Origin of the sequence: Paenibacillus sp. FSL H8-0332 (assembly GCF_037963835.1) — a bacterium.
Classification (GTDB): domain Bacteria; phylum Bacillota; class Bacilli; order Paenibacillales; family Paenibacillaceae; genus Paenibacillus_AQ; species Paenibacillus_AQ rhizoplanae.
Window position 1 is genome coordinate 6,708,509 of record NZ_CP150145.1, and the last position, 25,153, is coordinate 6,733,661.

Here is a 25,153-nt window from a genome sequence, read left to right on the forward strand (position 1 = left end):
CTAATGACATTCTATGGATACCGATGGAGGGCTGATGAATGGGCAAAAAACTGAATCTGCTGATGTTCAGCGGGGAGTATGACAAGGCAATGGCCGGGCTGATTCTGGCGAATGCGGCCAGGGATATTGAGGTGGAGGTTACGATGTTCTTCTCGTTCTGGGGGCTGTTTCTCGTCCGGGACCCGGAGACTATGACGCTAGAGGATAAGAGTATCTACGAGAAGCTGATGGACGTCATTACTCCCAAGGGGCCGGAGCAGCTGCCGCTCTCGCGGATGAACTTCAGCGGGCTTGGCAAGCTGATGCTGGAGGAGATGATGGAGGACCAGGGGGCACCGAAGCTGATACATTTTCTGAAGGGGGCGCGCAAAAAGAACATCAAGTTCTACGCCTGCAAGCTCTCGGTGGAGATCATGGGCTTCAAGCCGGAGGAACTGCTGCCCGAGGTGGAGATTATCGATGCCGCCGCATATCTGAAGGATGCGCTGGAGAGCGATATCCAGCTCTTTATCTGAGGGATATGGGCTTTAACCTAATTACGCCACCGGGCATATACTGAGGCTGACGAAGACGGATTGGTTACGCCCGGCGGGTACGCGGAGGCTACGGCCCGCATGATACTTGCCTTGCGCAGCACCAGAGCCTGCCGGAATCCGTCTGATTGATAGAGCATTCATTGCCTGGAGGGATTGCCCGTGCTGAGTATCCACCGCGCCGCTGCGGCAGACGCGCCTTCTTCACTGCAAGAGCATTTCGCGGCATTCCGTGAGCACACTGTCGGCAGCCGCCATCTGATCTCCACCCCCTACGGACGTCAGCCGCTGCTGTATGCCGACTGGACGGCCAGCGGCCGCCTGTATGAGCCGATTGAGCGCAAAATACAGGAGACCTTCGGCCCCTATGTCAGCAATCCGCATACCGACTCCAACACCACGGGCCTGACCATGACCCTGGCTTACCATGAAGCACGAAACATCATCCGGCAGCATGTGAATGCCGCCCCCGCAGATGCCCTGCTCTTCTGCGGCAACGGCACCACCGGCGCGGTGAACAAGCTGCTGCGGATCATGGGCCTGAAGCTGCCGGAATGGCTGAAGCCGGAACCCCTCTGCGCACCGGAGGAGCGCCCGGTTATCTTCGTCAGCCATATGGAGCATCATTCCAATCTGCTGCCCTGGCAGGAGAGCTTCGGCGAGGTAGTTACCGTTCCCTCCGGGCCGGGCGGAGAGATGGATCTGCAGCGGCTCGGGGAGCTGCTGGAGATCTACCGGAACCGCCGCTTCAAGATCGGCTCCTTCACCGCCTGCTCCAATGTCACCGGCATCGACACCCCGTATCACCAGCTTGCTGCGCTCATGCACCGGCATGGCGGGGTATGCTTCGTGGATTTCGCAGCCAGTGCCCCTTACCAGGAGATCAATATGCATCCGGCAGCCCCGCAGGAGAAGCTGGACGCCATCTTCTTCTCGCCGCATAAATTCCTCGGCGGCCCGGGAACCGGCGGCGTGCTGCTGTTCGACACCGCGCTTAGTAACGGCCGTCTGCCGGATGAGCCCGGCGGCGGCACCGTGGTATGGGTGAACCGCTGGGGCGGACGCCGCTACATTGATGATGTTGAGGTGCGCGAGGACGGGGGCACCCCCGGCTTCCTGCAGGCGATCCGCACCGCGCTCTGCGTGAAGCTGAAGGAGCAGATGAACGGAACCGGACAATATATGATCGTCCGCGAACAGGAGCTATGCGGGAATCTGCTCTCGGGGCTTGCGCAGATTCCCGGCTGCTCCGTGCTGGAGGGCGTACACCGTAAGCGGCATGGTATTGTCTCCTTCACGCTGAAGGAGATTCATTACAACCTAGCGGTACGGCTGCTGAATGACCGCTTCGGCATTCAGGCGCGCGGCGGCTGCTCCTGTGCCGGTCCGTACGGCCATCAGCTGCTCGGGCTGAACCCGGCGCAGTCCCAGGCGTTCATCCAGGCGATCCATGCCGGGGACCAGTCGCTGAAGCCGGGGTGGGTCCGCCTGTCCCTGCACCCGATCATGACGGACCGGGAGGTCGAGCATATGGTCTTCGCCGTACAGTCTATCGTCAGCAATATTGGGGAATGGAGTAAGGATTACCGCTACAATGCTGTCACCAACAGCTGGCTTCATACCGGGGAGAGAGGCGTTATAGAGGAGAATGAGGAGATCCGTAAATTATTTGTGCTGTAGCGGAGCGTTGCCGCGCAGCTCCCGCTCCCGCGCCAGCCGGGCGAATCTGGCTTCAATCGCTTTAACCCCCCAGAGTGAAGCTCCGATAAACAGCAGCACATAGATGATCTCCGCCGGATGACGGATGAACCGCTGCACATCATTGCCGATATAGGATACCGCAAATACCATAATGGCTTTGCCGGCGCACAGCGCAATCAGGTACGAGCGCAGCCGCATTCCGGCCAGCCCCGCCGCCATATTAATCACCACGAACGGACCCACCGGAAACAGACTAAGCAGGAACACATAGCTGAACCCGCTCTGGCGGACCCAGGTCATCGCTTTGGCTACCTTGGGCCGCTTGGCCCATTTGCTGAGGTAGGGATGTCCAGCAATTTTGCGGATAATCAGGAAAGTGACCGTACAGCCTGCAACCAGACCGATCCAGGAATACAGGAACCCCAGCCATAACCCGTACACCGCCCCATTCAGCCCCACAATCGCTATAGTCGGCAGCGGGGGCACGAACGATTTCATGAAGGTAAGCCCCACACCGGGCAACGGCCCGAACGAGCGGTATTGCTCCAGCAGCAGAAGCAGGCGCTCCTCGGTCAGCCATGACATAATATTTAAAAAGAACATTTCTTCAGCGCTCCTCAAGTACGATCTGAAATTCAATTATACAACACTTCCGGCGGGAATTAGAAGGAGGCTGGACAAGCGCAAGCTGCCGGAGATATGATGAAATTATGAGAACCTTTGATTATAGTCTGCTGGCCAAAAGAGTGCTCGCCCTGTTATGCATCGGCCTGCTCACCGCAGTGGTGCTGATTCCCCTGCTCGGCTCCTCGTCTGCCTGCTACAGCCCACGGTCAGGATGGGCCGATTTGTCCTCCTGCACCTTCGATAATTCTGCCGTCTACCCGCTCAGAGGGGAATGGGAATTCTACTGGCAGGAGCGGCTGGAACCCCAAGAGACCCTATCCCGAACCGCAGAGGCGCCGGCCTATATGCCCGTGCCCGGCGCTTGGGGCCGGGGGTCAGAGGCTACCGGCTTCTCCCGCTACGGATATGCGACCTACCGTCTGCTGGTTCAGCTGCCGCCGGGAGTTCCCGCCTTCGCCCTCAAGGTGAGCAATATCCGCAATGCCAGCGAGGTATATGTAAATGGCGAGCGCCTGGGCGGAAGCGGAACGCCGGGGGAATCCCGGGAGACCAGCAAGCCGCGCAACCATCCGTATTCCCTGACTTTTCACAGCAGGGATAACCTGGCGGAGATTCTGATACATACGTCTAATTTCACTTATTCTAACGGAGGCATTGCGGAGCCTATCCGGATCGGCACTCCTGCTGCTATAGCTGCCATCGACCAGCGGAACCGGACCTACGACACTTTGCTGGTGGCAGGTTTTGCTTTTATCGGCTGCTATTTCATCGGCCAGGGCTTGCAGCGCAAAGAGGACAAGTCTTCGCTCCAGCTGGCCGTCTACTGCTTCGTGATCGCCCTCTACATGCTGACTCACAGTGAGAAGCTGCTCTTCGAGTACCTTCCATCCCTCTCCTATGAAGGATTCAGCAAGCTGCAGGCGGTGTCGGGTGTAGTCGGGTTCTATTGTGTATCCAGCTATACCCATTCTTTGTTTCCCGCACTCTATTCCCGGCTTTTCAAGCGGATCTGCTTCGTATATGCCTTGTGCTTCTGCACCATTGTACTGTTCACCACACTGCCTGTATATTCGCGGATTACAGGGGTGCTGCTGGCCTTCAGCTTCATCTCTGTCTGCTATACCTTCTATGTCATGGTCAAGGCTGCCTGGCAGAGGGAGACCGGTTCTAACTATCTGCTAATCGGTGTGATTGCCGCAGTCATGTTCACCTTATCCTTAGTCAGCAATCTGTTCTTCGGTACCGAACTCTACGCGGTTCCGCCGGTAGCCGGCCCAATCTTCATTCTTGCCGAAGGGCTGTTCCTGTCTGCGCGCCACGCCCATGCCTACGAGACCATTAAGCAGCTGTCCCGGCAGCTGGAGCGCAAGGACAGGGATAAAGACGAGTTCCTGCTGAAGACCTCCACCGAGCTGCGTACGCCGCTGAATGCCATCATTAACGTGGCTTTATCTATGCATGAGGGAGCCGGAGGACCGCTAAGCCCGTCCCAGCGGGAGGATATGCGGCTGATTCTCGGTACTGGCAGAAGGCTGGCCTTCCTGGTCAGGGATATTCTCGATTACGAACAGATCAAGCGCCAGCGCATCACCCTGCAATGGGGGACTGTCGATATTCAAGGGGTAGCGGCCATCGTCATTGAGGTCTTCCAGTTCCTGAATAAAAAGGGCAGCATCCGCATCAAAAATCACATCCCGCCGGGCCGCTTCCTGGTCCAGGCCGATGAACAACGGCTGATGCAGATCCTCTATACCCTGCTGGATAATGCGCTGAAATTCACGGACCGCGGCAGCGTGGTCATCGAGGCCGCCTGGCAGGAGGAGTTCCTCTCCATTGCTGTCACCGATACCGGAAAGGGCATTCCCGAAGATCAGCTGGACTTTATCTTCCGCGACTATGAGCAGATCAGCGAGGCCGATTCCCTTGAGTCCGGAGGCCTCGGGCTGAGCCTTGCGATCAGCCGTAAGCTGGTAGAGCTGCATGGCGGGAGCATCTCAGTCTCTTCCCTGGTTGGCCGGGGCAGCACATTCACCTTCACGCTTCCGGGCAATGTGGCGGAAGCCGCCGCTGCTGCCCAGACCGGAGAGCAGGCGCTCTTAAGGCAAGCGTATACCCCGCCCGAAATGCTGGATGATCTCTGGAAATACAGGTCGGCTGATCCGCCGCAGTCCAGCGGACAAGCCGTTCCCTATGCGCCGCGAATCCTGATCGTAGATGACGACTATGCCAACCTGAAGGCACTGACCAACCTGCTGGCGCTGGAGAATTACAGCATCGCAAGCCGCAGCAGCGGCAAGGAGGCGCTGGCGCTGCTGGCTGTAGACCGTAATTTCGATCTCTGCATAATCGATGTCATGATGCCCGAAATGTCCGGGCTGGAGCTGTGTAGGATCATCCGCCAGACCTACACCCCGCTGGACCTGCCGATCCTGATGGCTACAGCCGGGCAGCAGCTTCACTTCAACGAGGCGGCGTTCCGCGCCGGAGCCAATGATTTTATCCATAAGCCTTATATCTGGAGCGATCTGAAGGGACGGGTCAACACGCTGGTTCAACTACGGCGCTCTGTCTCCGAACGGCTCAGCTCGGAGATCGCCATGCTGCGTGCGCAGATCAAGCCGCATTTTCTATACAATGCTATTAATACAATCATCTGGATGAGTACACGTGACACCGAGAAGACGCAGCAGCTGCTATACGATCTAAGCCATTTCCTGCGCGGCAGCTTCGACTTCAGCAACCAGGAGACCGCCATTCCGTTCGAGAAAGAGCTGGAGCTGATCGAAGCCTATCTGTCACTGGAGCAAGCCCGGTTCGGGAAACGGCTGAATGCCGAGTATCGTATTGAGGTCAGTGAATTCCCGTTGCCGCCGCTGATTGTTCAGCCTATTGTAGAGAATGCTGTTCGTCACGGACTGATGGAGAAGATCGATGGAGGAACGGTGGTCATCTCCACCCGGCAGGCGGGTGGTGATATCCTGATCACCGTCTCGGACAACGGGAAGGGAATGAGCGATGAACAGCTAGCCTCGTGGATGAAGGACGACTACCGGTCTTCGCATGGCGAAGGCACCGGAATCGGCCTGCGGAACATTAACCGCCGGCTGCTCACACAGTTCGGGCGTCCGCTGATCCTTACACGGGGAGCCAGCGGAGGTATAGATGTACTGATAACTATCCCATGGAAGGAGGAGGTCTCCTGAGTATGAGTATCTCTGTAATGGTAATTGATGACGAATGGCCGGCACTGGATCAGATGAAGCGGCTGCTGCTCCAGTGTGAAGGCGTTTCCTCTGTCCTGACGTACGATAACCCGCACGAAGCCCTCGCAGCCGCTGCCGAGCTGAAGCCGGATGTTCTGTTCTTGGACATCCAGATGCCGGAGCTGTCCGGCCTCACTTTTGCCGAGAAGCTGTTGCCAGTATCTCCGGACACAGACATCGTATTCGTAACCGCCTACCGGAATTATGCTGTCGAAGCCTTCGACCTGTCTGCGATGGATTATCTGCTGAAGCCCGTTGATCCTTCGCGGCTGCTGAAGACCTGGAACAAGCTGCTCAGTAAGCGTCTATCGCCAGCGGCCGCCGGGGCAACCGGAGCAGCCAGAGAAGCAGGGAGGACAACTGCGTTCCGTCTCCTGGGGGATTATGAGCTAACCAGCCCTCAAGGCTTAGTGAAGTGGAGAACACATAAGGCCCAGGAATTATTTGCGTATCTGTGGATTCACAGGCAGGGCAGTGTCAGCGTCATTCTGAATGATGTGTTTCCGCAGTGGAATTACGAGAAGGGCAAGCAATATCTGCACACTACGGTCTACCAGATCCGCACCACCTTGAAGAAAGCCGCGCTGGAGGACAAGATTGAGCTGACCTTCGGCAGGGAGAACTACAGGCTGGAATCGAGGGGGATTGAGGGGGACATTGAGAAATTCCAGGAAGCCGCAGCTCTTGCAATGCAGAATAGCCAGCTGGAGGAACTGCAGAAGGCCTGCGCCCTGTACACCGGTGATCTGCTTCAGTCGCTGGACAGCCTCTGGGTGTATTCTGCCCGTGACAAATACCGGAGGCTATATCTCAAGCTGCTGGAGCAGCTTACCCTAGGATTGGTGCAGGCTGCACGGCCACACGAGGCCGAAGATTACGCCGTGCGCCTGACAGAGCTGGAGCCGCTGGAGGAGAGCTACGCCCTGCGGTTAATCGCCATCTATTACGAAACCGCCAAACCCCTGCGCGCCCAGCGCAAATTCACCCAGTTCAGTGAATCCTACATCGCAGAGACCGGCGATGCGTTGCCGGACTGGTTCGTGGACGAATACCGGGGGCTGGGTAGATAGGGGCTGGGGAATTTTCAGGGGCAAATTGGATTGTGTTATACTATCATAAAATAAATCCCAATATTCAAGTGAGGTGCTATCCTAATGCTGCCCCAAAGAGAAGAATTACAACGGTTACTAAAAAAGGCAAACCAGCATGCAGTCGCAGAAGCTAAGAAAGCAGGAGCTTCCATCTATTATATAAAAAACGGGAAACGAATTCGTGAAGATGCCACTGGGCAAAAATTCGAAATTACTTATGATGTAGCCGGTAACCGGACTGAGCTTGTTAGTCATGAGTGAATCTAAATCTGTAATGACGGTTTTTGCCGGAACTAATGGAGCTGGGAAAAGCACAATTAGTTTCCAGTTGAGGGGCTATGTTGGAACCATTATTGATCCTGACCAGATTGCTAAGAGGATTAATCCGGAAAATCCCAGAAGTGCAGATCTGTCTGCTGGACGAGAGGCTGTAAAGCAAATAAGGGAACTAATCAGTCGTAAAGAAAACTTCGCTATAGAAACTACTCTATCGGGAAGTTTTGTCTTACGTCACATGAAGACAGCTAAGCAACAAGGTTATAAAGTCGTCATGTATTATATTGGATTACAAGATGTGCAAATGCATATAGATCGGGTAGCTTCAAGAGTGGAGCAAGGAGGGCATTGGATTGCCGAAAAAGATATCCGCTGGAGATACGGTGAATCCTTGAGCAACCTGAAACCTGCATTAGAGATCTCAGATGAAGTCACCATTATCGACAACACCAGTGAACCTGAGGTGGTGATGGAAATCCAGAACTCACAAATCGGCTTTTGCAGAGATGAAATTCCTGCATGGGCTAGAGGAGCTTTAGAATTTTATATATAATCCCGGCATTTTTTCGATATTTTACGCCATGGTTCGACGTTTATCAGTATTTTATCAGTGACAATTGTTACCATTGTTCATATACAAGATCATTCATGCATAGGGATGCATCATTATGATGGCAATGGGGGATGTAACATGAATAAAAGGAATAGATTCAAGCGGGCAATCAGAGGGATGAAGGTACTGCCGCTTATGATGTCCATGATTCGTGAGGCTGCAGCGGATAACACCGCACCTGCGATGTCTGTTGAGGTTACCACTGACAAAGAAACCTATAATCCGGGGGAAGAAGTTACCGTGCTGGTGCATTTAAAAGACTTCGCGCCAAATGACCACGGCTACAGCTATCTTAATTTCATCATTCAATATGACAGCCAGGTATTCGATAACCTTGAATATACACAGCACTCGGTCTATGCGGAAGGAAATTATACGGCTGGGAGCGAGGTCGATAACCTGTTCCAGTTCAATTTCCAGAGCCCTGTGGATGGCAGTATCTATCTCGGAAAAAACACAAGTATGCGCGGCATTGATATTCAGGTTGAAGCGAGCAGCGGACAGCAGACGATTCCGGCGGTAGATCAGACTCTGGTTACGTTCAAGCTGCGGGTCAAGGAACTTACGCTTGCCTACTCCTCAACGATCAGCCTGGCCAATGAATTCACCAGAATCCGCACCTCCGAAGCCGCGAACAGCTTCTATCTCTACTCGCCCGATGTCACTGCAAACTCCCCGGCAAGGCTTGAAATTACCCAATCCCCGTCCGTCTCCGTCTTCTCTTCAGGGTCCAACACGAACCAGTTACTCTAATTGGAAACGGCTTTGCTGCTTCCACGCATTCCGCTTACAGAAGGGACTCTTGGGCGGAAGCAGCCTGCCTGCTTCCGCCCACAAGCAGCGTCGTCACATGCTTGCGCGCGTCCGCTGTGAGCAGCAGCAGCTCCACCGGCCCGCCGGCCGGCTCACTGCGGATGAAGGTAACCTTAGCACCATCCAGGTCCTCATAGATCCCGACAACCGTGTAGCCCAGCCCGATTAGATTATCGATTTCCTGCCGTTCCCGGTCGAACTCTGCAAATGCTGACATCTCAGACCCCTCCTCCGCTGATTTCTGTCTGGGCCGGGCGGGGAGCTTCGGCCCCGAAGCGCTTGCGGTGCAGGTATTTACCCTGGCCTGCGGCACCGACAAATGCCTTGTCCCGGATCACGAACTCTCCCCGGCTCAGCACAGAGACCGGCTCTCCCTTGACCTCCAGCCCCTCGAACGCATTATAGTCCACATTCATATGATGGGTCTCTGCCGACAGTGTCCGTTCCACTGCCGGGTCGAAGATCACAATATCGGCATCGCTGCCAACTGCAATCGTTCCCTTACGAGGGAACAGGCCGAACAGCTTGGCGCTTGAGGTGGCGATGATATCCACGAATTTGTTCAGCGTGATCCGGCCCTTTTGCACCCCTTCGGAGTAGAGGATACTGAACCGGTCCTCGATGGTCGGGCCACCGTTCGGGATCTTCGAGAAATCACCCCGCCCCAGCTCCTTCTGCCCCTTGAAGTTGAATGAGCACTGGTCAGAGCCAATGGTCTGCAGCGTCCCGCTCCAGAGGGCATCCCAGAGCACATCCTGGTTCCACTGTTCGCGCAGCGGAGGGGACCAGACATACTTAGCGCCTTCGAAGTCCGGCTTCGCCAGCGCCGACTGATCCAGCACCAGATACTGCGGGCAGGTCTCACCGTAGACGCGCAGCCCTTTCTTGCGGGCCTCTGCAATCTTCCAGGCCGCCTCGGCGCAGGTGACATGCACCACATAGAGCTGTGAATCCGTCAGTCCGGTCAAATAAGCCGCCCGGCCAGTCGCCTCACCCTCCAGTTCAGGGGGACGGGTCAGCGCATGATAGAGCGGATCGGTATTTCCTGCGGCCAGCGCCTGGTCCACCAGATATTCGATAACATCGCCGTTCTCGGCATGCACCATTACCAGCGCCCCTTCGCGCTTCGCCGCCTGAAGCGTCTTATACAGAACCCCGTCGTCAGCCTGGAACGTGTTTTTGTAGGCCATGAACACCTTCAGCGAGGTGATGCCCTCCTGCTCGATAATCTGCGGCAGCTCGCTGAGCACCTTGTCATTCAGCTCTGACACCATCAGGTGGAAGCTGTAGTCGATGACCGCTTTATCCTGCGATTTGTGATGCCAGATATCTACGGCCTGCTGGAGCGGCTGCCCCTTCGTGGTCAGGCAGAAATCGATCACCGTGGTGGTTCCGCCATATGCGGCGGCAATCGTGCCGGTCTCGAAGTCATCGGCGGTAACCGTACCGCCGAAGGGCATATCCAGATGGGTATGGGGATCAATCCCTCCCGGAAAGACATAACAGCCGGAAGCATCAATGATCTCCGCTCCCGGCGCTTCCAGATTCAGGCCGATTCCGCTGATGATTCCATCCTCAATCAGGATATCCCCCGTATACGTATCTGCCGCTGTAACGATAATTCCGTGCTTGATGATCTTCTTCATCTTAACCCACCTCCGCTTCCGAATACGCACCGTTGACCCCGCTGATGATCCGGCTGCGCTGATTCCAGCTCATCGGGGCCGCCCCGCTCTCAAGGGTAATCATATCAATGGCTCCGTCTGCCGGGCAGACAATCGAACACAGATTGCAGCCTACACAATCTTCCTCACGCACTTGCAGAATCGCCTTACCCTCCGCATTCGTCAGCATATCGATGCATTGATGAGAGGCGTCTTCACAGGCAATATGGCATTTATTGCAGTTGATACAGTTCTCCTCGTTGATCCGCGCAACGACTTGATAGTTAAGGTCAAGATCGCCCCAGTTGGAATACTTAGGCACTGACTTGCCAATCAGCTCGGTTACCGAAGCCAGTCCCTTCTCGTCCAGGTAATGGTTCAGACCGTCGATCATCTCCTCCACAATCCTGAAACCATGATGCATAACCGCTGTGCAGACCTGAATTCCTGTCGAGCCCATCAGCATGAATTCGACGACATCCTGCCAGGTGGAGATGCCGCCGATGCCGGAGATCGGCACGCCGACTTCGCGGTCCCTGGCACATTCCGCCACCATGCTAAGGGCAATCGGCTTGACAGCCGGGCCGCAATAACCGCCGTGCGCTCCCTGGCCGCCGACATTCGGAATCGTATTCCAGCTGTGGATGTCCACCCCGGCCAGACTGTTGATGGTATTGATCAGGCTGATTGCATCCGCCCCGCCCTTGACGGCATGCCGGGCCACAACGGTAATGTCGGTGATATTCGGCGTCAGCTTCACAATGACCGGGGTGGTTGCCACCTCCTTGACCCAGGCGGTCTGCGCCTGCACCAGATCAGGCTGCTGGCCCGAAGCTGCGCCCATGCCGCGTTCAGCCATGCCGTGCGGACAGCCGAAGTTCAGCTCCAGACCGTCTACGCCGATGGCCTCCACGCGCTTCACAATCTCATGCCACTTCTCCCGCTTCGGCTCCACCATCAGGGAAGCAATGATCGTATGGTCCGGGAATCTCCGCTTCGTCTCATAGATTTCCTTCAGGTTGACCTCCAGCGGACGGTCGGTAATCAGCTCAATGTTGTTGAAACCCGCTACACGCTGTCCGCCAAAATGAACAGCGGCGAACCGGGCCGAGGTATTGATGACCGGCTCTCCGAGCGTCTTCCACACCGCGCCTCCCCAGCCTGCCTCGAACGCACGCTGCACCTGATAGCCTGTATTGGTAGGCGGCGCAGAGGCCAGCCAGAACGGATTCGGTGACTTGATGCCTGCAAAATCAATACTGAGATCTGCCATTGCCATTCCCTCCCCCTTCTATGAAATCCGCGTTATACGGCAGAGCCGACTACGCTGTCCTGACGGCCTGACCACTGCTTCACAATCGCATAGGCAGCCTCCTTGCCCTGCTGCGCGGCAGAGACCACCATGGCCTCCCCCGTCCCTGCGCCAAAAACAATATCGCCGGCAGCATAAATCTGCGGATCAGAAGTGCGTCCGGTAGCGGGATCAATCTCCACTACACCCCGCGTATGCTTAAGCCCCAGCGCCTCAATAAGGTCAATCCGCCGCTTCTGGCCGATAGCCACCACTACGGCATCCACCGGGAGCAGGAATTCCGAGCCCGCCACCGGCACGGGAGACAGGCGTCCATCCGGCCCGGCCTCACCGGTCAGCTCCATCCGCACACATTCCAGTGCCGCGACATTCCCCTGCTCATCCCCGACAATCCGCTTCGGCAGGGTCAGCCAGTTGAATTCCACACCTTCCTGCTTAGCGAATTCATATTCAAAATCATAAGCCGTCATCTCCCCGCGCGTCCGTCGGTAGATCATCTTCACGTTCGCCGCGCCAAGCCGCACCGAGCAGGTGGCCGCATCAATCGCCGTATTGCCCGCACCAATGACAGCCACACGCTGTCCCATCAGCTCCAGAGCAGGAATCCCGGTCTTGGTGGTCTCCACCAGCTCGATCGCATCATAGACACCGGACAGCTTCTCGCCTTCAATCCCCAGCGGAGGGACGTAGCCCATCCCGGCCGCCAGCACAATCGCATCATATCCGGCCTTAAGCTCTTCTATGGAGATATCCACGCCCACCTTCATTCCCGTGCGGATCTCTACGCCCAGCTTCTCCACCTGCTCCACTTCCCAGAGCGAGATGTCCTGCGGCAGCCGGAAGGAGACAATCCCATGGGTATCCAGGCCTCCGGCCAGCGGCTTCGCCTCATAGATCACCACCTGGAAGCCTTCGCGCGCCAGCTCTCTGGCCGCAGACAGACCTGCCGGTCCGCCGCCGATCACCGCTACCTTCTTGCCGTTAGGCTCACCTGCCCGGAAGAGCTGGAGCCCGCTGCGGATCGCCCAATCCGTGGCATAACGCTGCAGCAGGCCAATCTCAATCGGTGCGGAAGCGCCGTTCAGCACACAGGCCCCCTCGCACAGCTCCTCCGTAGGACATACCCTTGCGCAGCTTGCGCCGACTGGATTAGCCTCCATGATGGTCTGCGCCGCCCCTCTGAGATTGTCGGTAGCGATTCTTTTGATGAAGGATGGGATATTGATGCTGGTCGGACAGGCCTGGATACACGGCGCATCATAGCAGTACAGACAGCGGTTGGATTCCTCGGTCGCCCCCTTGCGGGTAAGCCCCGGCTCTGCCTCGGCAAAATTACGCATGAACAGTTCAGGTGTCAATGTGGTTAATGGTGAAGAATGCTCCATCGGGTACCCCTCCTTCTGGCCAGAGTAGCTTCCACTCTCAGCTTTGATTTATGTTATATAATATAACATTATTACGATGACCGCCTTAATATTTTGCATACTTGTAAGAATTATTGTAGTAAAATAAACTTCAAGCCGATAAAATCGCTAATCACGCTCCAATTTAAGTTAAGTTTCCTGACATATTATATTCAAACTATAGTCAATCCGTTTTTTCGTTACATTAGACAGATTGTCTAATTTCAAAAGTCTATTTTTTACCTGTGAGAATGGCCTGAGAACGGAGAGGCTGCAAAGCACCGGCTGAGAACTAATTGAACGAGGGGGATGCTTATGGATTGGGAACTTGTATTAACGGTCCGCGACGCACTGAAGCGGCCGCTGTTCGCAGAAGCTGAGCTGATCGGGGGAAGAAACGGCCTGAACCGGGCAGTCCGCTGGGTGCATGTACTGGAGAGCGCGAGCCTGGAGAGTCTGATTCACGGGGAAGAGATGATTCTGACCACCGGAATGAGCGCAAGCACAGATCTGGGTGCTGCCCTGTCTTTCATGCAGAATCTGATCGATAAGAACGCCGCCTGCCTGTGCATTGAGCTGGGAGCCTACTTCAGTACCATTCCGCAGGAGATGACCGATCTGGCGAACCTGCATGATTTTCCGCTGATCCAATTCACCCGCACTGTACGATTCGTCGACATTACACTCGATCTGCATTCCCTCATCATCAACCGCCACCACCGGATGCTGCAAGAGCTGGAGAGCATCTCCCGCGAATTCCACCGGCTGACCCTAACCTCCCAGGGAACCCTTAAGGTCCTGCAATTGTTATGTAAAAGCACCCGCACACAGATTCTCTATATGCAGCTGCAAGGCAAACCTCTCTTCTTCCCGGCCCTGGCGCCCGAGGAGCAGCGCCCGCTGCTGGGCTTCTTCGAGACCTTCAGCGAAGAGATGGAGGGAGCAGCGCCGGAGGCCGCCCCCTATATCTGCGAATACGGCCACAAGACCATCGCCGTGAAGCCCGTTGGGGCCTTGGACCAGACCTGGGCCTATATCCTGATGGTCTGTAATCACAAGCCGCAGGAATTCGACTGTCTGCTGCTCGATTCAGCCTCTTTATCCATCGCACAGGAGCTGCTGCGCACGCGGTACATGGAGGAACGGAAGCTGTTCTCGGAGAATCTGTGGGTGGAGGAGCTGGTCGGGGGACGCAGCCAGGACGACAACCGGCTCAAGGGGCTGGTCGGCCCGGACTTCAACCTGGTCAACGAGCTGCCCTACCGGGTCTGCCTGATCGAGATCGAGAATCCCCGGGATGTCAAATGGAACAGCTCGGAGAATGACTGGGAATCCATCACCTTCCATCTCTCACTCATCCTGCGCTCCATCTTCGAGAAGTACTCCCTCCGGCCGCTGATCACCCTGAAGAACAACCGGCTGACCGTCATTGCCCTGGATATCCAGTCCAAGCTGCCTGGCAAGCTGCGCCTGCAGCAGGCGCTTGATTCCCTGCAGCTTATCCGCGCGGACGAGAAGCTGAAGGACCTGCAGCTCGTCATCGGAGTCAGCAAGTCCCACCGGGGCCTGAAGCATGCTCATGCCGGTTATCAGGAAGCCATACAAGCGCTGTCCCTTTATTCCTGTTACCAGAAGCCGGTCCTCATGTATGAGGAGTTAGGCGTCTTCCAGCTGCTGCTGAGCCTGAACGACGGCAAGACGCTAGAGAATTTCATCAGCAGCTATATCGGCCCGCTGATTGACCATGATGAGTTGAAGGGCAGCGAGCTGCTGCTGACGCTGCGCGTCTACCTCGATCATGACGGGTCGAAGCAGATCGCCGCCCGCAGCCTCTTCATCGTCAGGCAATCCCTCTACTACCGGCTGGACAAAATCACCGAGCTGCTCGGCGAGGACTTCATGCTCCCGGAGAACCGGATCTCCATTCAGGTCGCCCTGCGCGCCTACCAGTTCCTCTACCCGGAGAAATTCACTCTGCCCAGCTCCCGTTCAGCACAGCTGTGAAGGTATCGATGATGAACTGCACATCCTCATCGGCCGAGGATAACGGCGGAGCGAAGGTGAGCACATTATTGAAGCCCGCCACCGTATCGCCGTTCTTGCCGATGATCAGCCCCTTGGCTTTGCAGTCCGCAATAATCCCCTTGACCACACTTAGCTCAGCAGGCACCCTGGTGGCCTTATCCGCCACCAGCTCAATCCCAAGGACCAGCCCGAAGCTGCGGATATCGCCAACCAGCTTATGCTCCAAAAGCCCGGCGAACCCGTCCGCCAGCCTGCGGCCCAGAATTCCGGCACGCTCCACCAGCTGTTCCTGCTCCAGAATCTCCAGGTTGCGCAGGGCAAGCGCACAGGCAGCCGGATTGCCGCCGAAGGTGTTCACATGCCGGAAGTGCCCGTAGTCATCGCTGTTATCCTTGAAGGCCTCATAGATCTCCTTGCGCACAGCGGTAGCCGATAACGGCAGATAGCCGCTCGTCAGCCCCTTCGCCATCGTGACAATATCGGGCTTGATTCCGAAATTGTGGTGTCCGAACTTGCGGCCGGACCGCCCGAAGCCGCAGATCACCTCGTCGATAATCAGCAATACGCCGTGGGTCCGGCAGATCTCCTGCACCCGGTCCATATAGACCTGATGCGGCACAATCACGCCCCCGCCGGTAATGACCGGCTCCATAATCACCGCCGCTACCGACGCTACGCCTTCCCAGACGATCATATCCTCAATCGCCTGCGCACACTGGAGGTTGAACGCTTCTTCGGTCATGCCAGCCGGACGGCGGTAGCTGTCCGGCGGTGCTACATGCAGGAACCCGCCGCCCAGCGGCTCGTACTTGTACTTGCGCTGCGCCTGCCCGGTCGCCGCCAGGGCGCCCAGCGAGCTTCCGTGGTAGCCCCGGTAGCGGGCAATGAATTTATGGCGGTCAGGCTGGCCGGTCTGCTGCTGGTACTGGCGGGCGATTTTGAAGGCTGCTTCGTTCGCTTCCGAGCCGCTGTTGGAGAAGAAGATGACATACTCATCCTCCAGCCATTCATTCAGCTTCTCGGCCAGCGCGATGGCCGGCATATGGCTCTGCGTCAGCGGGAAATACGGCAGGCTCAGCAGTTGGTTGTACGCCGCCTCCGCCAGCTCCTTGCGCCCGTACCCCACATTCACACACCACAGGCCGGACATGCCGTCCAGGAATTTATTGCCGTCGATATCGGTAACCCACGAGCCGCTGGCGGAAGCTGCAATCATCGGCGGATGCTGCTCACTGTAAGGGGTCATATTATGCCACAAATACCGCTGGTCCTTTTTAACCGCCAGCTCGCTTTCTTTGCCCAGACTCTGCACGGCACATTCTCCTCCTTGGCTATCCTTCTTTTAGTAACGCGCGGTAATCATTTTCTTGCGGGTGTAGAATTCCACACCGTCACGGCCGTTCGCATGCAGATCTCCATAGAACGATTTCTTGTATCCTGAGAAAGGGAAGAATGCCATAGGTGCCGGTACACCCAGATTGACGCCCAGCATCCCGGCATCGATCTCCTCGCGGAATTCGCGGACCGCCCTGGCACTGTCAGTATAGATGCAGGCCCCATTGGCAAAAGAGGATTGATTCGTCACCGCTATCGCCTCCGCCAGATCCTTCACCCGCACCACTGACAGCAGCGGCGCGAAGATCTCGTCACGCCAGATCTTCATACCCGGCTGCACATGATCGAAGATCGTCGGGCCGAGGAAATAGCCGCGGCCCGCGGCCGCAGCATCCTTCCGGCCATCCCGCACCAGCACCGCCTTCTCGGCAAGCCCAGCTTCAATGTAATCGATCGTCCGGTCTTTGTTCGCCTGCCGGATGACCGGGCCGAGGAACACGCCCTCCTCCTTGCCGTTCCCGATCCTCAACCCGTCCGCGGCCTCTGCGATCCGGTTCACCAGCTCATCGGCAATATCCTCCTGCACCACAACCACAGCGCAGGCCATGCACCGTTCGCCCGCGGAGCCGAAGGCCGCGGATAGAATATTCTTCACCGCATGGTCCAGATCGGCATCCTTCAGCACAATCGAATGATTCTTCGCGCCGGCCAGCGCCTGCACCCGCTTGCCGTGCGCAGTCCCCTGCTTATAGACATATTCCGCCACCGGCTGTGAGCCGACGAAGGAGACCGCCTTCACCTCCTCATGCGCCAGCAGGCCGTCCACCACCTCATGTGCCCCGTGTACCACATTCAGCACCCCCGGCGGGAAGCCCGCTTCTGCGAACAGCCCGGCCAGCCGGTTCACCAGCAGCGGTGTCCGCTCGGAGGGCTTCAGCACAAAGGTATTGCCGCAGGCTATCGCCAGCGGGAACATCCAGCAGGGCACCATCATCGGGAAGTTGAACGGCGCAATGCCGCCCACAACGCCCAGGGGATAACGGTACAAGCCGGACTCTACGCCTGTCGCGATATCCGGCAGCTGGCTGCCCATCATCAGCGTGGGAGCACCGGCGGCGAATTCCACGCATTCGATGCCGCGCTGCACCTCGCCCAGCGCTTCCTCCAGGCTTTTGCCGTTCTCCAGCGTAATCAGCTCGGCTAGTTCCCTGCTGTGCTGTACCAGCAGCTGCTGGTACTGGAAGAAATAGCGGGCCCGGCGTGGGACGGCCACTCTTTTCCACGCGGAATAAGCTCTGGAAGCTGCCCGCACGGCTGCATCCAGCTCCGCACGGCTGGAGATCGGCACATAGGCAATCACTTCACCTGTCGCCGGGTCGAACACTTCCTCCTGCCGCCCGGATGAGGACTCCACCCAAGCTCCGTTCACATAGTTCATCACTTTACCGGCCTGACCCGTGAGCAGTGTCATCGTCTGCACCTCTTTTCCTGTGTTCGTCCGCTACCCTAGAAGAGATGACCGCCTTACCAGGCGGCCATCCGCTGCAGCTATGAAGGAATCCTGTTACCTGTTATTTTGCCGCCATCTCCACAATCTCGTTCGTGTAGGCCCCCTCCACCTTGGAAGCCGTCTTAATGACCCCGAATTTCAGCGCGATATCGGCGGTCTGCTGGAAAGCGGCAGCATCCGTATAGCCCAGCTTGGCAGCATCGAAGCCCTCCGGCTGGATCAGCTTGGCAACCTCCGTCATCATCGTCAGCTGATGCTCCCGGGTCGTGCTGCCCGCTTCGGCAAGCTTCATCACACTGTCCACAGCCGCTTCGGGATCAGCAATCGCATCCGCCCAGCCCTTCAGGGAAGCACGGACGAACTTGGCCGCCGTCTCCTTGTTGCCCTCCAGCCATTCCTTATTGGCGAACAGATTGTCTTCGAGCATCGCCACACCTTCGTCATTCATATCAATGACACTCAGGTCCTCTGCCTTAATGCCCGACTCCAGCACCACCTGGTATTCGTTATAGGTCATGGCCGAGGCCGCATCCAGCTCACCGCCGAGGAACTGATCCATCGTGAACCCCTGCTTGGTGAAGTTCAGATCCTTGCCTGAATCCAGCTTGTATTTATCAAAAAGCGCCAGAATCTCAAACTCATTGCCGCCCATCCAGTTGCCCACCTTCTTCCCCTTCAGCTCACCAGGTGTAGTGATGCCCGCCTCCTTCTTGGATACCAGCACCAGCCCGCTCTTCTGGAAAATCTGGGCGATCTGCACCAGCGGCATCTCCTGCTCCTGGCTGGTCAGCAGGCTCGCCACCCAGTCCACCCCGATATCGGCCGAACCGCCGGCCACCTGCTGCTCAGGCACGATATCCGGCCCGCCCGGCAGAATCTCGACCTTCAGGCCCTCTGCCGCATAATACCCTTTGTCCTGCGCCAGGAAGTACCCTGCGAACTGGGCCTGCGGCACCCATTTGAGCTGCAGCTTCACGGTGACCGCCTCAGCCGCCGGTTCTGTGGTTGCCGCCGCTTCCGGCGAAGCTGCCGCCGCATTCCCCGCAGTCGCTTCTGCTGCGGAGGGACTGGCGTTGTTGTTGCCGCCGCAGCCCGCAAGCAGAGAGATCAGCATTAGAACCGCAGCAAGCCATAACCCGCCACGATATTTGCCCTGTTTACCCTTCATCATAGCAACTCCCCCTACCAATCATTTTTTTGTAAGACGGCTTGATACAGCATGATTGCGCTCTTGTTGCTATATGCATACGGCTTGTGCCTGGCAGCTTCTCTATCTCCCGCGAGGGTACAAACCGGATGTAACAGTTCCAGGGTTGCGGGTATTACACACTACGTACGCCGGGAAGGGTGCCACTTGATAAATACCTTTTCCAGCCGCTCCACGACCAGGTAAAAGATTACTCCGGCAATCGCGGCAAGCACGATGCAGGCCCAGCCCAGCGGCATCTTCGCCACCTTGATCGAATTCGAGAGCAGATAACCCAGCCCCCGCGAGGAGAAGAAGAATTCCCCGACAATCGCCCCGATCATGCTGGCGGTAGCGTTGATCTTCAAGGCGGTGAATACATAAGGCAGACTGTTCTGAATCCGCAGATGGCGGAATACCGCCCGTTTGCCTGCCGCATAGGAATGCATCAGGTCCAGCGCCAGCGGGTCCACAGCGGCCATGCCCTTGTAGGCATTGATCGCCATCGCAGCCATCGTGGTCGCGGTCACAATTGCCGCCCGCGAGCCGATGCCGTCTCCGAACCACAGGTTCATGATAGGGGCAAGCGCCACAATGGGCACGGCATTGAGTGCAGCTACCATCGTGAGGCTGCCGCCGCCCCAGCGGGGCCAGGCCGTAGCAGCCAAGGCAATCAGGAAGCCGCAGCCGGAGCCGATCAGCATACCAAGAACGGCTTCAGTGAGGGTATACCCGGTGTAGGAGAGCAGCAGACTGATATTATCCCGCATCGCTTCAGCGATGGCCGAGGGTAGCGGCAGCTGATATTTCTTCAGATCGAAGATGCGGTGAAAGATCTGGAGCTCCCACAGCAGCAGGAACAAAACTCCGGCAAGCAGCGGCAGCACGAACCCGGGGTTCAGCCATTTCAGGAATTTCCATGGATCTCCACCCTGGTCTGTATCTGGCGAAATAACGTTGTTAGATGACGGAAATTCGTGGACCGTATTACTTTCCATTAGCGGCTGCCCCCTTGGGGACGGAATTCCGGCTGCCAGGGGGCTACCAGACGTTCCACCAGACTCATCAGCCAATAGCTGGCCATACCCAGTAGAGCACCGACCAGTACCGTGGACCAGAACATATACGTATGGGAGGGTCCGTAATAGAGATTACGGAGCATAATAACCCCGATCCCGCGCTGCGCACCCATCAGTTCAACCAGAATTGCGCCCGTTACAGCCAGCGGCGCTGCAATCTTCAGCCCGCTGAACAGCCCCGGCAGTGCTGCCGGGAAGCGCAGCTTCCAATATACAGCCCACGGCTTAGCGGCATAAGAGTGCATCAGCTCCAGGGCAGAAGGGTCCACACTCCGCAGACCGCGCAGCATATTCAGTGCCACCGGGAAGAAGGTGATATAGCCGGAGATGATGATCCTCGACATCTGCTCATCCCGCACAATTCCGTATATGATCGGCGCCAGCCCCAGAATCGGAATCATCTGCGAAGCAACGGCATACGGGAAGGCAAGCTGCTCTATCGTCCGGGAGAAGCTCATCAGCACGGCCAGCAGCACTCCGGAGAGCGCTCCGATCAGGAAGCCCACCCCGGCATTGCCGAAGGTAGCTCCCCCTTCCCGGAGAAGGGTGCCGCTGTACTGCCACAGGGTGAGCGCCACCTCGTGGACATAAGGCAGCTTGGACTGGGCCAGCGGCGTCTTTGCCACATGCAGCAGCCACCAGGAGACCGCCTCCCACAGCACCAGCAGGCCGCAGATCCAGACAAGCAGCGGCAGAGCGCGTCTCTGCATTAATGCACGGTTCAGCTTCATCCCTACACCCCTTCGAAGCTGTCGCGGATACGGGCAATCAGCTCGAAGAACTCCGGACTGTTCCTCATGTCCGCTGTACGCGGACGGGGCAGCGGAATATCAACAACCGCCGAGAGTCTGCCCGGATGCGGAGACAGGACGAATACCCGGTCCGACAGGAAGATCGATTCGGGAATGCTATGGGTAACGAACACAATCGTGCTCTGCACCTTACTCCAGACGGAGAGCAGCTCTTCATTCAGCCGCTCGCGCGTGAATTCATCCAGCGCGGAGAACGGTTCATCCATGAGCAGAATTTCCGGCTCCATAGAGAGCGCCCGGGCAATGGCTACGCGCTGCTGCATCCCCCCGCTGAGCTGCCAGGGATACTTGTCAGCGAACCCCTGCAAGCCCACGAGATCAAGCAGCTCCAGCGCTTTGTCCTCACGGACGGATTTCTTGACGCCCAGCAGCTCCAGCGGCAGCGTAATATTATGCTTGACCTTCCGCCAGTCATACAGCACCGGACTCTGGAACACAATGCCGTATTTTTGGGCCAGCCGGGCCTCCTTGGCGCTTTTACCTGCCACCATGATATTCCCTGCCGTTGGTGTTATAAGATCTGCCATCAGCCTCAGCAGCGTAGTCTTTCCGCACCCGGAAGGACCCAGCAGGGAGACGAACTCCCCCTTGGCAATATCGAGACTTACCTGATGCAGGGCCAGCACATCTGCCCTCTCTGTCTGGTAACGCATTTCGACCTGCTCCAGCTGTATTTCAGGAATTTTTGCTGCTACTAGTGACATCTCCCGTCCCCCTCCATCCCTGAATCTATTAAATGTTAATTAACATAACATAATTATCGCAATATCTGCACTTATTCTTATATCATGTAGGATTAATTAACATGTTACACGTTGCCCGCGAATCCCACATTAGACAAAGCGTAACATTGAGACTATGAAATTCCGTCACTTTGTCTAGGGAGCCGCTTACAGTGTAAATAATAGAGATGATTGCCGATAAGAATAGTAAGTAACTATAAGTGGAAACGGCTTTGCCGTCCTCTCAAGGACGGTACCGTTTACATTTCATTTTGTGTCCAGGAGACTATTCACAATGTCCAATGCTTATCCCAATCCATGGAGGCGCTCCCCATGGCATCTATGATTTCCAACTACATTATTATCGTTTCGATCTCCGGTGTGCTGAATGCCTTGCTCGCCCTGTTTGCTTTTTACAGGAAGACTGACTTCTCAGGCCTGCGCGCATTCATCGTCAGCTCCGCCGCCTCGGCGGTATACACATTCGCCTTCGCGCTTGAGCTCTCAGGGAACTCGATGGATCAGATTAAGTTCTGGATCAAGCTGGAGTATCTCGGGATGCCGTACATCGCGCCCTCCAGTCTGCTGATGATCATGCATTTCGTGGGCCTGGAGCGTCTGGTCTCCAAAAAACTGCTGGTCCTCCTCTACTCCGTCCCCGTGATCTCCACGGTGCTTGTCTGGACCAACGACTCCCATCACCTGTTCTATAAGTCTATCTACTTCCGGGGAGACGCACCTACACCGCTGGTGGATATCGTCATGGGACCCTGGTATATCGTGCAGGGCAGCCTGACCTTCGGCTGTATGCTGGCCGGTATGTGCCTGATCCTCTGGCGCTGGGGGCGGATGCGGCGGGCTTATCTGCGGCAGATGCTGATTATTTTTGTCGGACAATTCCTGCCTGCGCTGGGGGCCTTCCTCTATCTGATGGACCTGACTCCGTATGGAACAGACCCTGTTCCCGTTGTGATGAGCGTAACCTCGTCCCTGTATATATGGGCCATTCTGTCCAGAGGGATGCTGACCGCCGCGCCGATTGCCAGAGAGAATCTGTTCGAGAGCATGCGCGACGGCGTACTGGTCATGGACCTCTCCGACAAGCTGGTGGACTATAACCGGGCCGCTGCCGAGATGCTTGAGGATCTGGATGCCGCCGCCATCGGCCGCCCGCTGGCCCAGCTCTTCCTGCCTGCCGGCAAGGAGGCGGTCGATTATGTAATGAATTCCAATCCGCAGATCAGCGAAGAGCAGGAACTGGTGTGGCATTCCGGCGGAGAAGTCCGTTATTATCAGGTCCGTTCCTCCCCGGTGCAGAAGCATGACGGCCACCTTGCCGGGCGGATGATCATGCTGATTGATGTTACCGAACGCACCCTGCTCCAGGAAAAGCTGCTGCAGCTCGCCACCATCGACAGCCTGACCGGTATCTACAACCGGACCCACTTCATGGAGCTGAGCCGGCAACGGCTGAAGGAAGCGGCCGACTCCGCTGCCCCCTTCTCGGTCATCCTGCTGGATATCGACTTCTTCAAGAGCATTAACGACCGCTACGGGCACCATCACGGGGATATGGCCTTGCAGCATGTAGTAGGCGTATGCCGCCAGCATGTCCGGGAGGGGGATGTCTTCGGACGATACGGAGGCGAGGAATTCGTCTTAAGCCTGCCGGGAGCCCCCTTGAAGGAAGCAGCCCTGATCTCTGAGCGCATCCGCAGGGACATCGAGCACAGCACCTTCTCCACCTTCACAGGAACAATTAAAATCACAGCCAGCTTCGGCGTGACTGAAGCCTTCCGCCGTTCAATCTCACTGGAGGAGCTGCTCTCGGAAGCAGACCATGCCCTCTACTCCTCCAAGCGGAACGGCCGTAATGCTGTTCATCTGTATGGCGTCTCCTCCATCACCCGCTTCAAGCCCATGTGATGGAGGCAAGCCCTCTTTTCCTGCCCCGCATGGCACCTCCCGCTTCCCCTGCGCATAACAAGTAGAAACAGCTTTGCCGTCCTTTTAAAGGACGTCACCGTTTCAGCGAGAAATAGAAGGATAATTTATAGCGTGAAACATAAAAATTCTTATATTTGAATAAATGGCACCCGCCGGGTATATCTGCCTGCTCTTTTGGTGATACCAGCTTCCATAGCCCCTTTTTTCTCCAGTTCTTTCCTGGATCCGCACTGATTTCCGTCATTCCTGTTCTCCTCTTGTTTGCATAGGCGGGTTTTCAGTTTAATAAGAGTTAGCCGATCCATTCGGTCTTAATTCCGGTAGTTGCGAGGGGGAGGGGACTATGATCAAGATTGGGCTGACCGGCTTCGGAGACCATGAGGAGCTGTACGGCAAAATCAAACCCGCCGACCGCCTGCCCGCCTACAGCGCCCATTTTCCCATTGTGGAGATTGACAGCTCCTTCTATGCGGTTCAGCCGGTCCGAAATTACGAGAAGTGGGTACATCAGACGCCGGAGGCGTTCCAATTCATTGTAAAGGCTTATCAGGGAATGACCGGACATCTGCGGGGGAAAAAGAATTACTACGATACGCCGGAGGAGATGTACCGGGCCTTCCATACCTCTATCGCTCCAGTCCGCTCAGCGGGGAAGCTGGCGATGGCCCTGTTTCAATTTCCGCCCTGGTTCGACTGCACCAAAGACAACGTGGATTTCCTGCGTGAAGCGAAGGAGCTGCTGCTGGATGTGCCCGCTGCCATCGAATTCCGTAATGATTCCTGGTACAGCCCTGAGATGCGCGAGCGGACTCTCCGGTTCCTGGAGCAGGAAGGCTGGATTCATACGATAGCCGACGAGCCGCAGGCAGGTTCCGGCTCCATTCCGATTGTCCCTGTCGCCACCCGGCCGGACCTCACCTACGTGCGGCTGCACGGGCGCAACACCGCAGGCTGGAATCAGAGCAGCCACCCGGACTGGCGCAAGCTTCGCTATCTGTACCGTTACAGCACCGAAGAGTTAACGCAGTGGCGGGACCGGCTGCTGGAGCTTGAACAGACCTGTAAGAATATTTACGTGGTATTTAATAATAATTCTGCCGGGGATGCCACTCCTAATGCCCAAGAGCTGCAATCGCTGCTTGGGATGGACGGCGGACTGGCCCCGCGCCAGCTGGACTTATTCAACTGATGTACAGAGGTCTACATATATCTCTTCTACTCCTTGCTGAAGTGCCAGTATT

Annotated in this window: 23 protein-coding genes; 10 read left to right on the forward strand and 13 right to left on the reverse strand. The window is 56.7% G+C overall.

The genetic code is table 11. From position 1 onward, the window contains the following. The first annotated feature begins 38 nt into the window (after nt 1-38). Nucleotides 39-515: a DsrE/DsrF/DrsH-like family protein gene (locus NST43_RS29175; RefSeq protein WP_076080972.1), complete on the forward strand. Its 477-nt coding sequence runs from the start codon at nt 39-41 to the stop codon at nt 513-515. A 17-nt stretch (nt 516-532) separates the two neighbouring features. Here NST43_RS29175 and NST43_RS29180 read toward each other — a convergent pair whose 3' ends face one another. After that, nucleotides 533-673 carry a hypothetical protein gene (locus NST43_RS29180; protein WP_339220862.1) on the reverse strand — a complete coding sequence of 47 codons (141 nt, stop codon included), beginning with the start codon at nt 671-673 and terminating at the stop codon, nt 533-535. A 22-nt stretch (nt 674-695) separates the two neighbouring features. Here NST43_RS29180 and NST43_RS29185 point away from each other — a divergent pair, with 22 nt between their 5' ends. Next, nucleotides 696-2,213: an aminotransferase class V-fold PLP-dependent enzyme gene (locus NST43_RS29185; protein WP_339220864.1), complete on the forward strand. Its 1,518-nt coding sequence runs from the start codon at nt 696-698 to the stop codon at nt 2,211-2,213. Here the strand turns inward: NST43_RS29185 and NST43_RS29190 are convergent. After that, a complete protein-coding gene (locus NST43_RS29190; RefSeq protein WP_209989252.1) occupies nt 2,199-2,837 on the reverse strand; it encodes a TVP38/TMEM64 family protein in 639 nt (212 codons plus the stop codon). The two genes, NST43_RS29185 and NST43_RS29190, sit on opposite strands and share 15 nt — an antisense overlap. 107 nt (nt 2,838-2,944) lie before the next feature. Here NST43_RS29190 and NST43_RS29195 point away from each other — a divergent pair, with 107 nt between their 5' ends. From NST43_RS29195 to NST43_RS29215, 5 genes are all read left to right on the forward strand, one after another. Further along, a complete protein-coding gene (locus tag NST43_RS29195) occupies nt 2,945-6,064 on the forward strand; it encodes an ATP-binding protein (protein WP_339220866.1) in 3,120 nt (1,039 codons plus the stop codon). A 2-nt stretch (nt 6,065-6,066) separates the two neighbouring features. Further along, nucleotides 6,067-7,194 carry a response regulator gene (locus NST43_RS29200; protein ID WP_339220867.1) on the forward strand — a complete coding sequence of 376 codons (1,128 nt, stop codon included), beginning with the start codon at nt 6,067-6,069 and terminating at the stop codon, nt 7,192-7,194. Nucleotides 7,195-7,278: 84 nt separating this feature from the next. Continuing rightward, the gene (locus tag NST43_RS29205) at nt 7,279-7,476 is read left to right on the forward strand and encodes a hypothetical protein (RefSeq protein WP_036728216.1); all 198 of its coding nucleotides are present in this window, start codon (nt 7,279-7,281) and stop codon (nt 7,474-7,476) included. Then, the gene (locus tag NST43_RS29210) at nt 7,469-8,044 is read left to right on the forward strand and encodes a zeta toxin family protein (protein WP_339220870.1); all 576 of its coding nucleotides are present in this window, start codon (nt 7,469-7,471) and stop codon (nt 8,042-8,044) included. Before NST43_RS29205 ends, NST43_RS29210 begins: the two co-directional genes overlap by 8 nt. Before the next feature lie 138 nt (nt 8,045-8,182). Beyond that, nucleotides 8,183-8,857 (forward strand): cohesin domain-containing protein, encoded by a 675-nt coding sequence (locus NST43_RS29215; RefSeq protein WP_339220872.1) that lies wholly within the window; start codon nt 8,183-8,185, stop codon nt 8,855-8,857. Between the two features lie 34 nt (nt 8,858-8,891). Here NST43_RS29215 and NST43_RS29220 read toward each other — a convergent pair whose 3' ends face one another. The 4 genes from NST43_RS29220 to NST43_RS29235 are packed head-to-tail and all read right to left on the reverse strand — an operon-like array spanning nt 8,892 to nt 13,278. Continuing rightward, complete coding sequence (locus NST43_RS29220) at nt 8,892-9,134, reverse strand: hypothetical protein (RefSeq protein WP_209989272.1); 243 nt, start codon at nt 9,132-9,134, stop codon at nt 8,892-8,894. A 1-nt stretch (nt 9,135) separates the two neighbouring features. Continuing rightward, complete coding sequence (gene hydA / locus NST43_RS29225; RefSeq protein WP_209989274.1) at nt 9,136-10,563, reverse strand: dihydropyrimidinase; 1,428 nt, start codon at nt 10,561-10,563, stop codon at nt 9,136-9,138. 1 nt (nt 10,564) lies between these two features. Next, complete coding sequence (gene preA / locus NST43_RS29230) at nt 10,565-11,854, reverse strand: NAD-dependent dihydropyrimidine dehydrogenase subunit PreA (RefSeq protein ID WP_339220875.1); 1,290 nt, start codon at nt 11,852-11,854, stop codon at nt 10,565-10,567. Between the two features lie 32 nt (nt 11,855-11,886). Next, complete coding sequence (locus NST43_RS29235; RefSeq protein WP_339220877.1) at nt 11,887-13,278, reverse strand: NAD(P)-dependent oxidoreductase; 1,392 nt, start codon at nt 13,276-13,278, stop codon at nt 11,887-11,889. Between the two features lie 333 nt (nt 13,279-13,611). On the opposite strand from NST43_RS29235, the gene NST43_RS29240 reads away from it, so the two are divergent. Beyond that, nucleotides 13,612-15,300, forward strand: a complete 1,689-nt coding sequence (locus NST43_RS29240) for a PucR family transcriptional regulator ligand-binding domain-containing protein (RefSeq protein ID WP_339220878.1) — start codon at nt 13,612-13,614, stop codon at nt 15,298-15,300. On the opposite strand, the gene NST43_RS29245 is transcribed toward NST43_RS29240, so the two are convergent. The 6 genes from NST43_RS29245 to NST43_RS29270 form a co-directional block, all read right to left on the reverse strand. Next, nucleotides 15,266-16,633 carry an aspartate aminotransferase family protein gene (locus NST43_RS29245; RefSeq protein ID WP_339220879.1) on the reverse strand — a complete coding sequence of 456 codons (1,368 nt, stop codon included), beginning with the start codon at nt 16,631-16,633 and terminating at the stop codon, nt 15,266-15,268. The genes NST43_RS29240 and NST43_RS29245 overlap by 35 nt on opposite strands. Before the next feature lie 30 nt (nt 16,634-16,663). After that, nucleotides 16,664-18,127, reverse strand: coding sequence for a CoA-acylating methylmalonate-semialdehyde dehydrogenase (locus NST43_RS29250; RefSeq protein ID WP_209989291.1), 1,464 nt, complete (start codon nt 18,125-18,127; stop codon nt 16,664-16,666). 100 nt (nt 18,128-18,227) lie between these two features. After that, nucleotides 18,228-19,337 (reverse strand): ABC transporter substrate-binding protein, encoded by a 1,110-nt coding sequence (locus NST43_RS29255; protein WP_209989294.1) that lies wholly within the window; start codon nt 19,335-19,337, stop codon nt 18,228-18,230. A gap of 158 nt (nt 19,338-19,495) precedes the next feature. Then, nucleotides 19,496-20,350 (reverse strand): ABC transporter permease, encoded by an 855-nt coding sequence (locus tag NST43_RS29260; protein WP_339220880.1) that lies wholly within the window; start codon nt 20,348-20,350, stop codon nt 19,496-19,498. Further along, nucleotides 20,350-21,162 (reverse strand): ABC transporter permease, encoded by an 813-nt coding sequence (locus NST43_RS29265; RefSeq protein WP_339220882.1) that lies wholly within the window; start codon nt 21,160-21,162, stop codon nt 20,350-20,352. Before NST43_RS29265 ends, NST43_RS29260 begins: the two co-directional genes overlap by 1 nt. A gap of 2 nt (nt 21,163-21,164) precedes the next feature. Next, nucleotides 21,165-21,947 (reverse strand): ABC transporter ATP-binding protein, encoded by a 783-nt coding sequence (locus NST43_RS29270; protein WP_339220883.1) that lies wholly within the window; start codon nt 21,945-21,947, stop codon nt 21,165-21,167. A 351-nt stretch (nt 21,948-22,298) separates the two neighbouring features. Here NST43_RS29270 and NST43_RS29275 point away from each other — a divergent pair, with 351 nt between their 5' ends. Continuing rightward, nucleotides 22,299-23,891 (forward strand): histidine kinase N-terminal 7TM domain-containing protein, encoded by a 1,593-nt coding sequence (locus NST43_RS29275; RefSeq protein ID WP_339220884.1) that lies wholly within the window; start codon nt 22,299-22,301, stop codon nt 23,889-23,891. Between the two features lie 94 nt (nt 23,892-23,985). Here the strand turns inward: NST43_RS29275 and NST43_RS29280 are convergent, their stop codons facing one another. After that, a complete protein-coding gene (locus NST43_RS29280; protein ID WP_339220885.1) occupies nt 23,986-24,156 on the reverse strand; it encodes a hypothetical protein in 171 nt (56 codons plus the stop codon). Nucleotides 24,157-24,255: 99 nt separating this feature from the next. On the opposite strand from NST43_RS29280, the gene NST43_RS29285 reads away from it, so the two are divergent. Further along, on the forward strand, nt 24,256-25,101 hold the full coding sequence (locus NST43_RS29285; protein WP_339220887.1) for a DUF72 domain-containing protein: 846 nt from the start codon (nt 24,256-24,258) through the stop codon (nt 25,099-25,101). The last annotated feature ends 52 nt before the right edge of the window (nt 25,102-25,153 follow it).

Bases quoted from the DNA above. Each gene is read 5' to 3' on its own strand.
- NST43_RS29260 (WP_339220880.1), bottom strand. From the start codon at position 20,350: ATGGAAAGTAATACGGTCCACGAATTTCCGTCATCTAACAACGTTATT.
- NST43_RS29255 (WP_209989294.1), bottom strand. From the start codon at position 19,337: ATGATGAAGGGTAAACAGGGCAAATATCGTGGCGGGTTATGGCTTGCT.
- NST43_RS29210 (WP_339220870.1), top strand. From the start codon at position 7,469: ATGAGTGAATCTAAATCTGTAATGACGGTTTTTGCCGGAACTAATGGA.
- NST43_RS29200 (WP_339220867.1), top strand. From the start codon at position 6,067: ATGAGTATCTCTGTAATGGTAATTGATGACGAATGGCCGGCACTGGAT.
- NST43_RS29285 (WP_339220887.1), top strand. From the start codon at position 24,256: ATGATCAAGATTGGGCTGACCGGCTTCGGAGACCATGAGGAGCTGTAC.
- NST43_RS29250 (WP_209989291.1), bottom strand. From the start codon at position 18,127: ATGACACTGCTCACGGGTCAGGCCGGTAAAGTGATGAACTATGTGAAC.
- NST43_RS29220 (WP_209989272.1), bottom strand. From the start codon at position 9,134: ATGTCAGCATTTGCAGAGTTCGACCGGGAACGGCAGGAAATCGATAAT.
- NST43_RS29280 (WP_339220885.1), bottom strand. From the start codon at position 24,156: ATGACGGAAATCAGTGCGGATCCAGGAAAGAACTGGAGAAAAAAGGGG.
- NST43_RS29180 (WP_339220862.1), bottom strand. From the start codon at position 673: ATGCTCTATCAATCAGACGGATTCCGGCAGGCTCTGGTGCTGCGCAAG.
- NST43_RS29215 (WP_339220872.1), top strand. From the start codon at position 8,183: ATGAATAAAAGGAATAGATTCAAGCGGGCAATCAGAGGGATGAAGGTA.
- NST43_RS29275 (WP_339220884.1), top strand. From the start codon at position 22,299: ATGGCATCTATGATTTCCAACTACATTATTATCGTTTCGATCTCCGGT.
- NST43_RS29195 (WP_339220866.1), top strand. From the start codon at position 2,945: ATGAGAACCTTTGATTATAGTCTGCTGGCCAAAAGAGTGCTCGCCCTG.
- NST43_RS29240 (WP_339220878.1), top strand. From the start codon at position 13,612: ATGGATTGGGAACTTGTATTAACGGTCCGCGACGCACTGAAGCGGCCG.
- NST43_RS29190 (WP_209989252.1), bottom strand. From the start codon at position 2,837: ATGTTCTTTTTAAATATTATGTCATGGCTGACCGAGGAGCGCCTGCTT.
- NST43_RS29205 (WP_036728216.1), top strand. From the start codon at position 7,279: ATGCTGCCCCAAAGAGAAGAATTACAACGGTTACTAAAAAAGGCAAAC.
- NST43_RS29265 (WP_339220882.1), bottom strand. From the start codon at position 21,162: ATGAAGCTGAACCGTGCATTAATGCAGAGACGCGCTCTGCCGCTGCTT.
- NST43_RS29270 (WP_339220883.1), bottom strand. From the start codon at position 21,947: ATGTCACTAGTAGCAGCAAAAATTCCTGAAATACAGCTGGAGCAGGTC.
- preA (WP_339220875.1), bottom strand. From the start codon at position 11,854: ATGGCAGATCTCAGTATTGATTTTGCAGGCATCAAGTCACCGAATCCG.
- NST43_RS29235 (WP_339220877.1), bottom strand. From the start codon at position 13,278: ATGGAGCATTCTTCACCATTAACCACATTGACACCTGAACTGTTCATG.
- NST43_RS29175 (WP_076080972.1), top strand. From the start codon at position 39: ATGGGCAAAAAACTGAATCTGCTGATGTTCAGCGGGGAGTATGACAAG.
- hydA (WP_209989274.1), bottom strand. From the start codon at position 10,563: ATGAAGAAGATCATCAAGCACGGAATTATCGTTACAGCGGCAGATACG.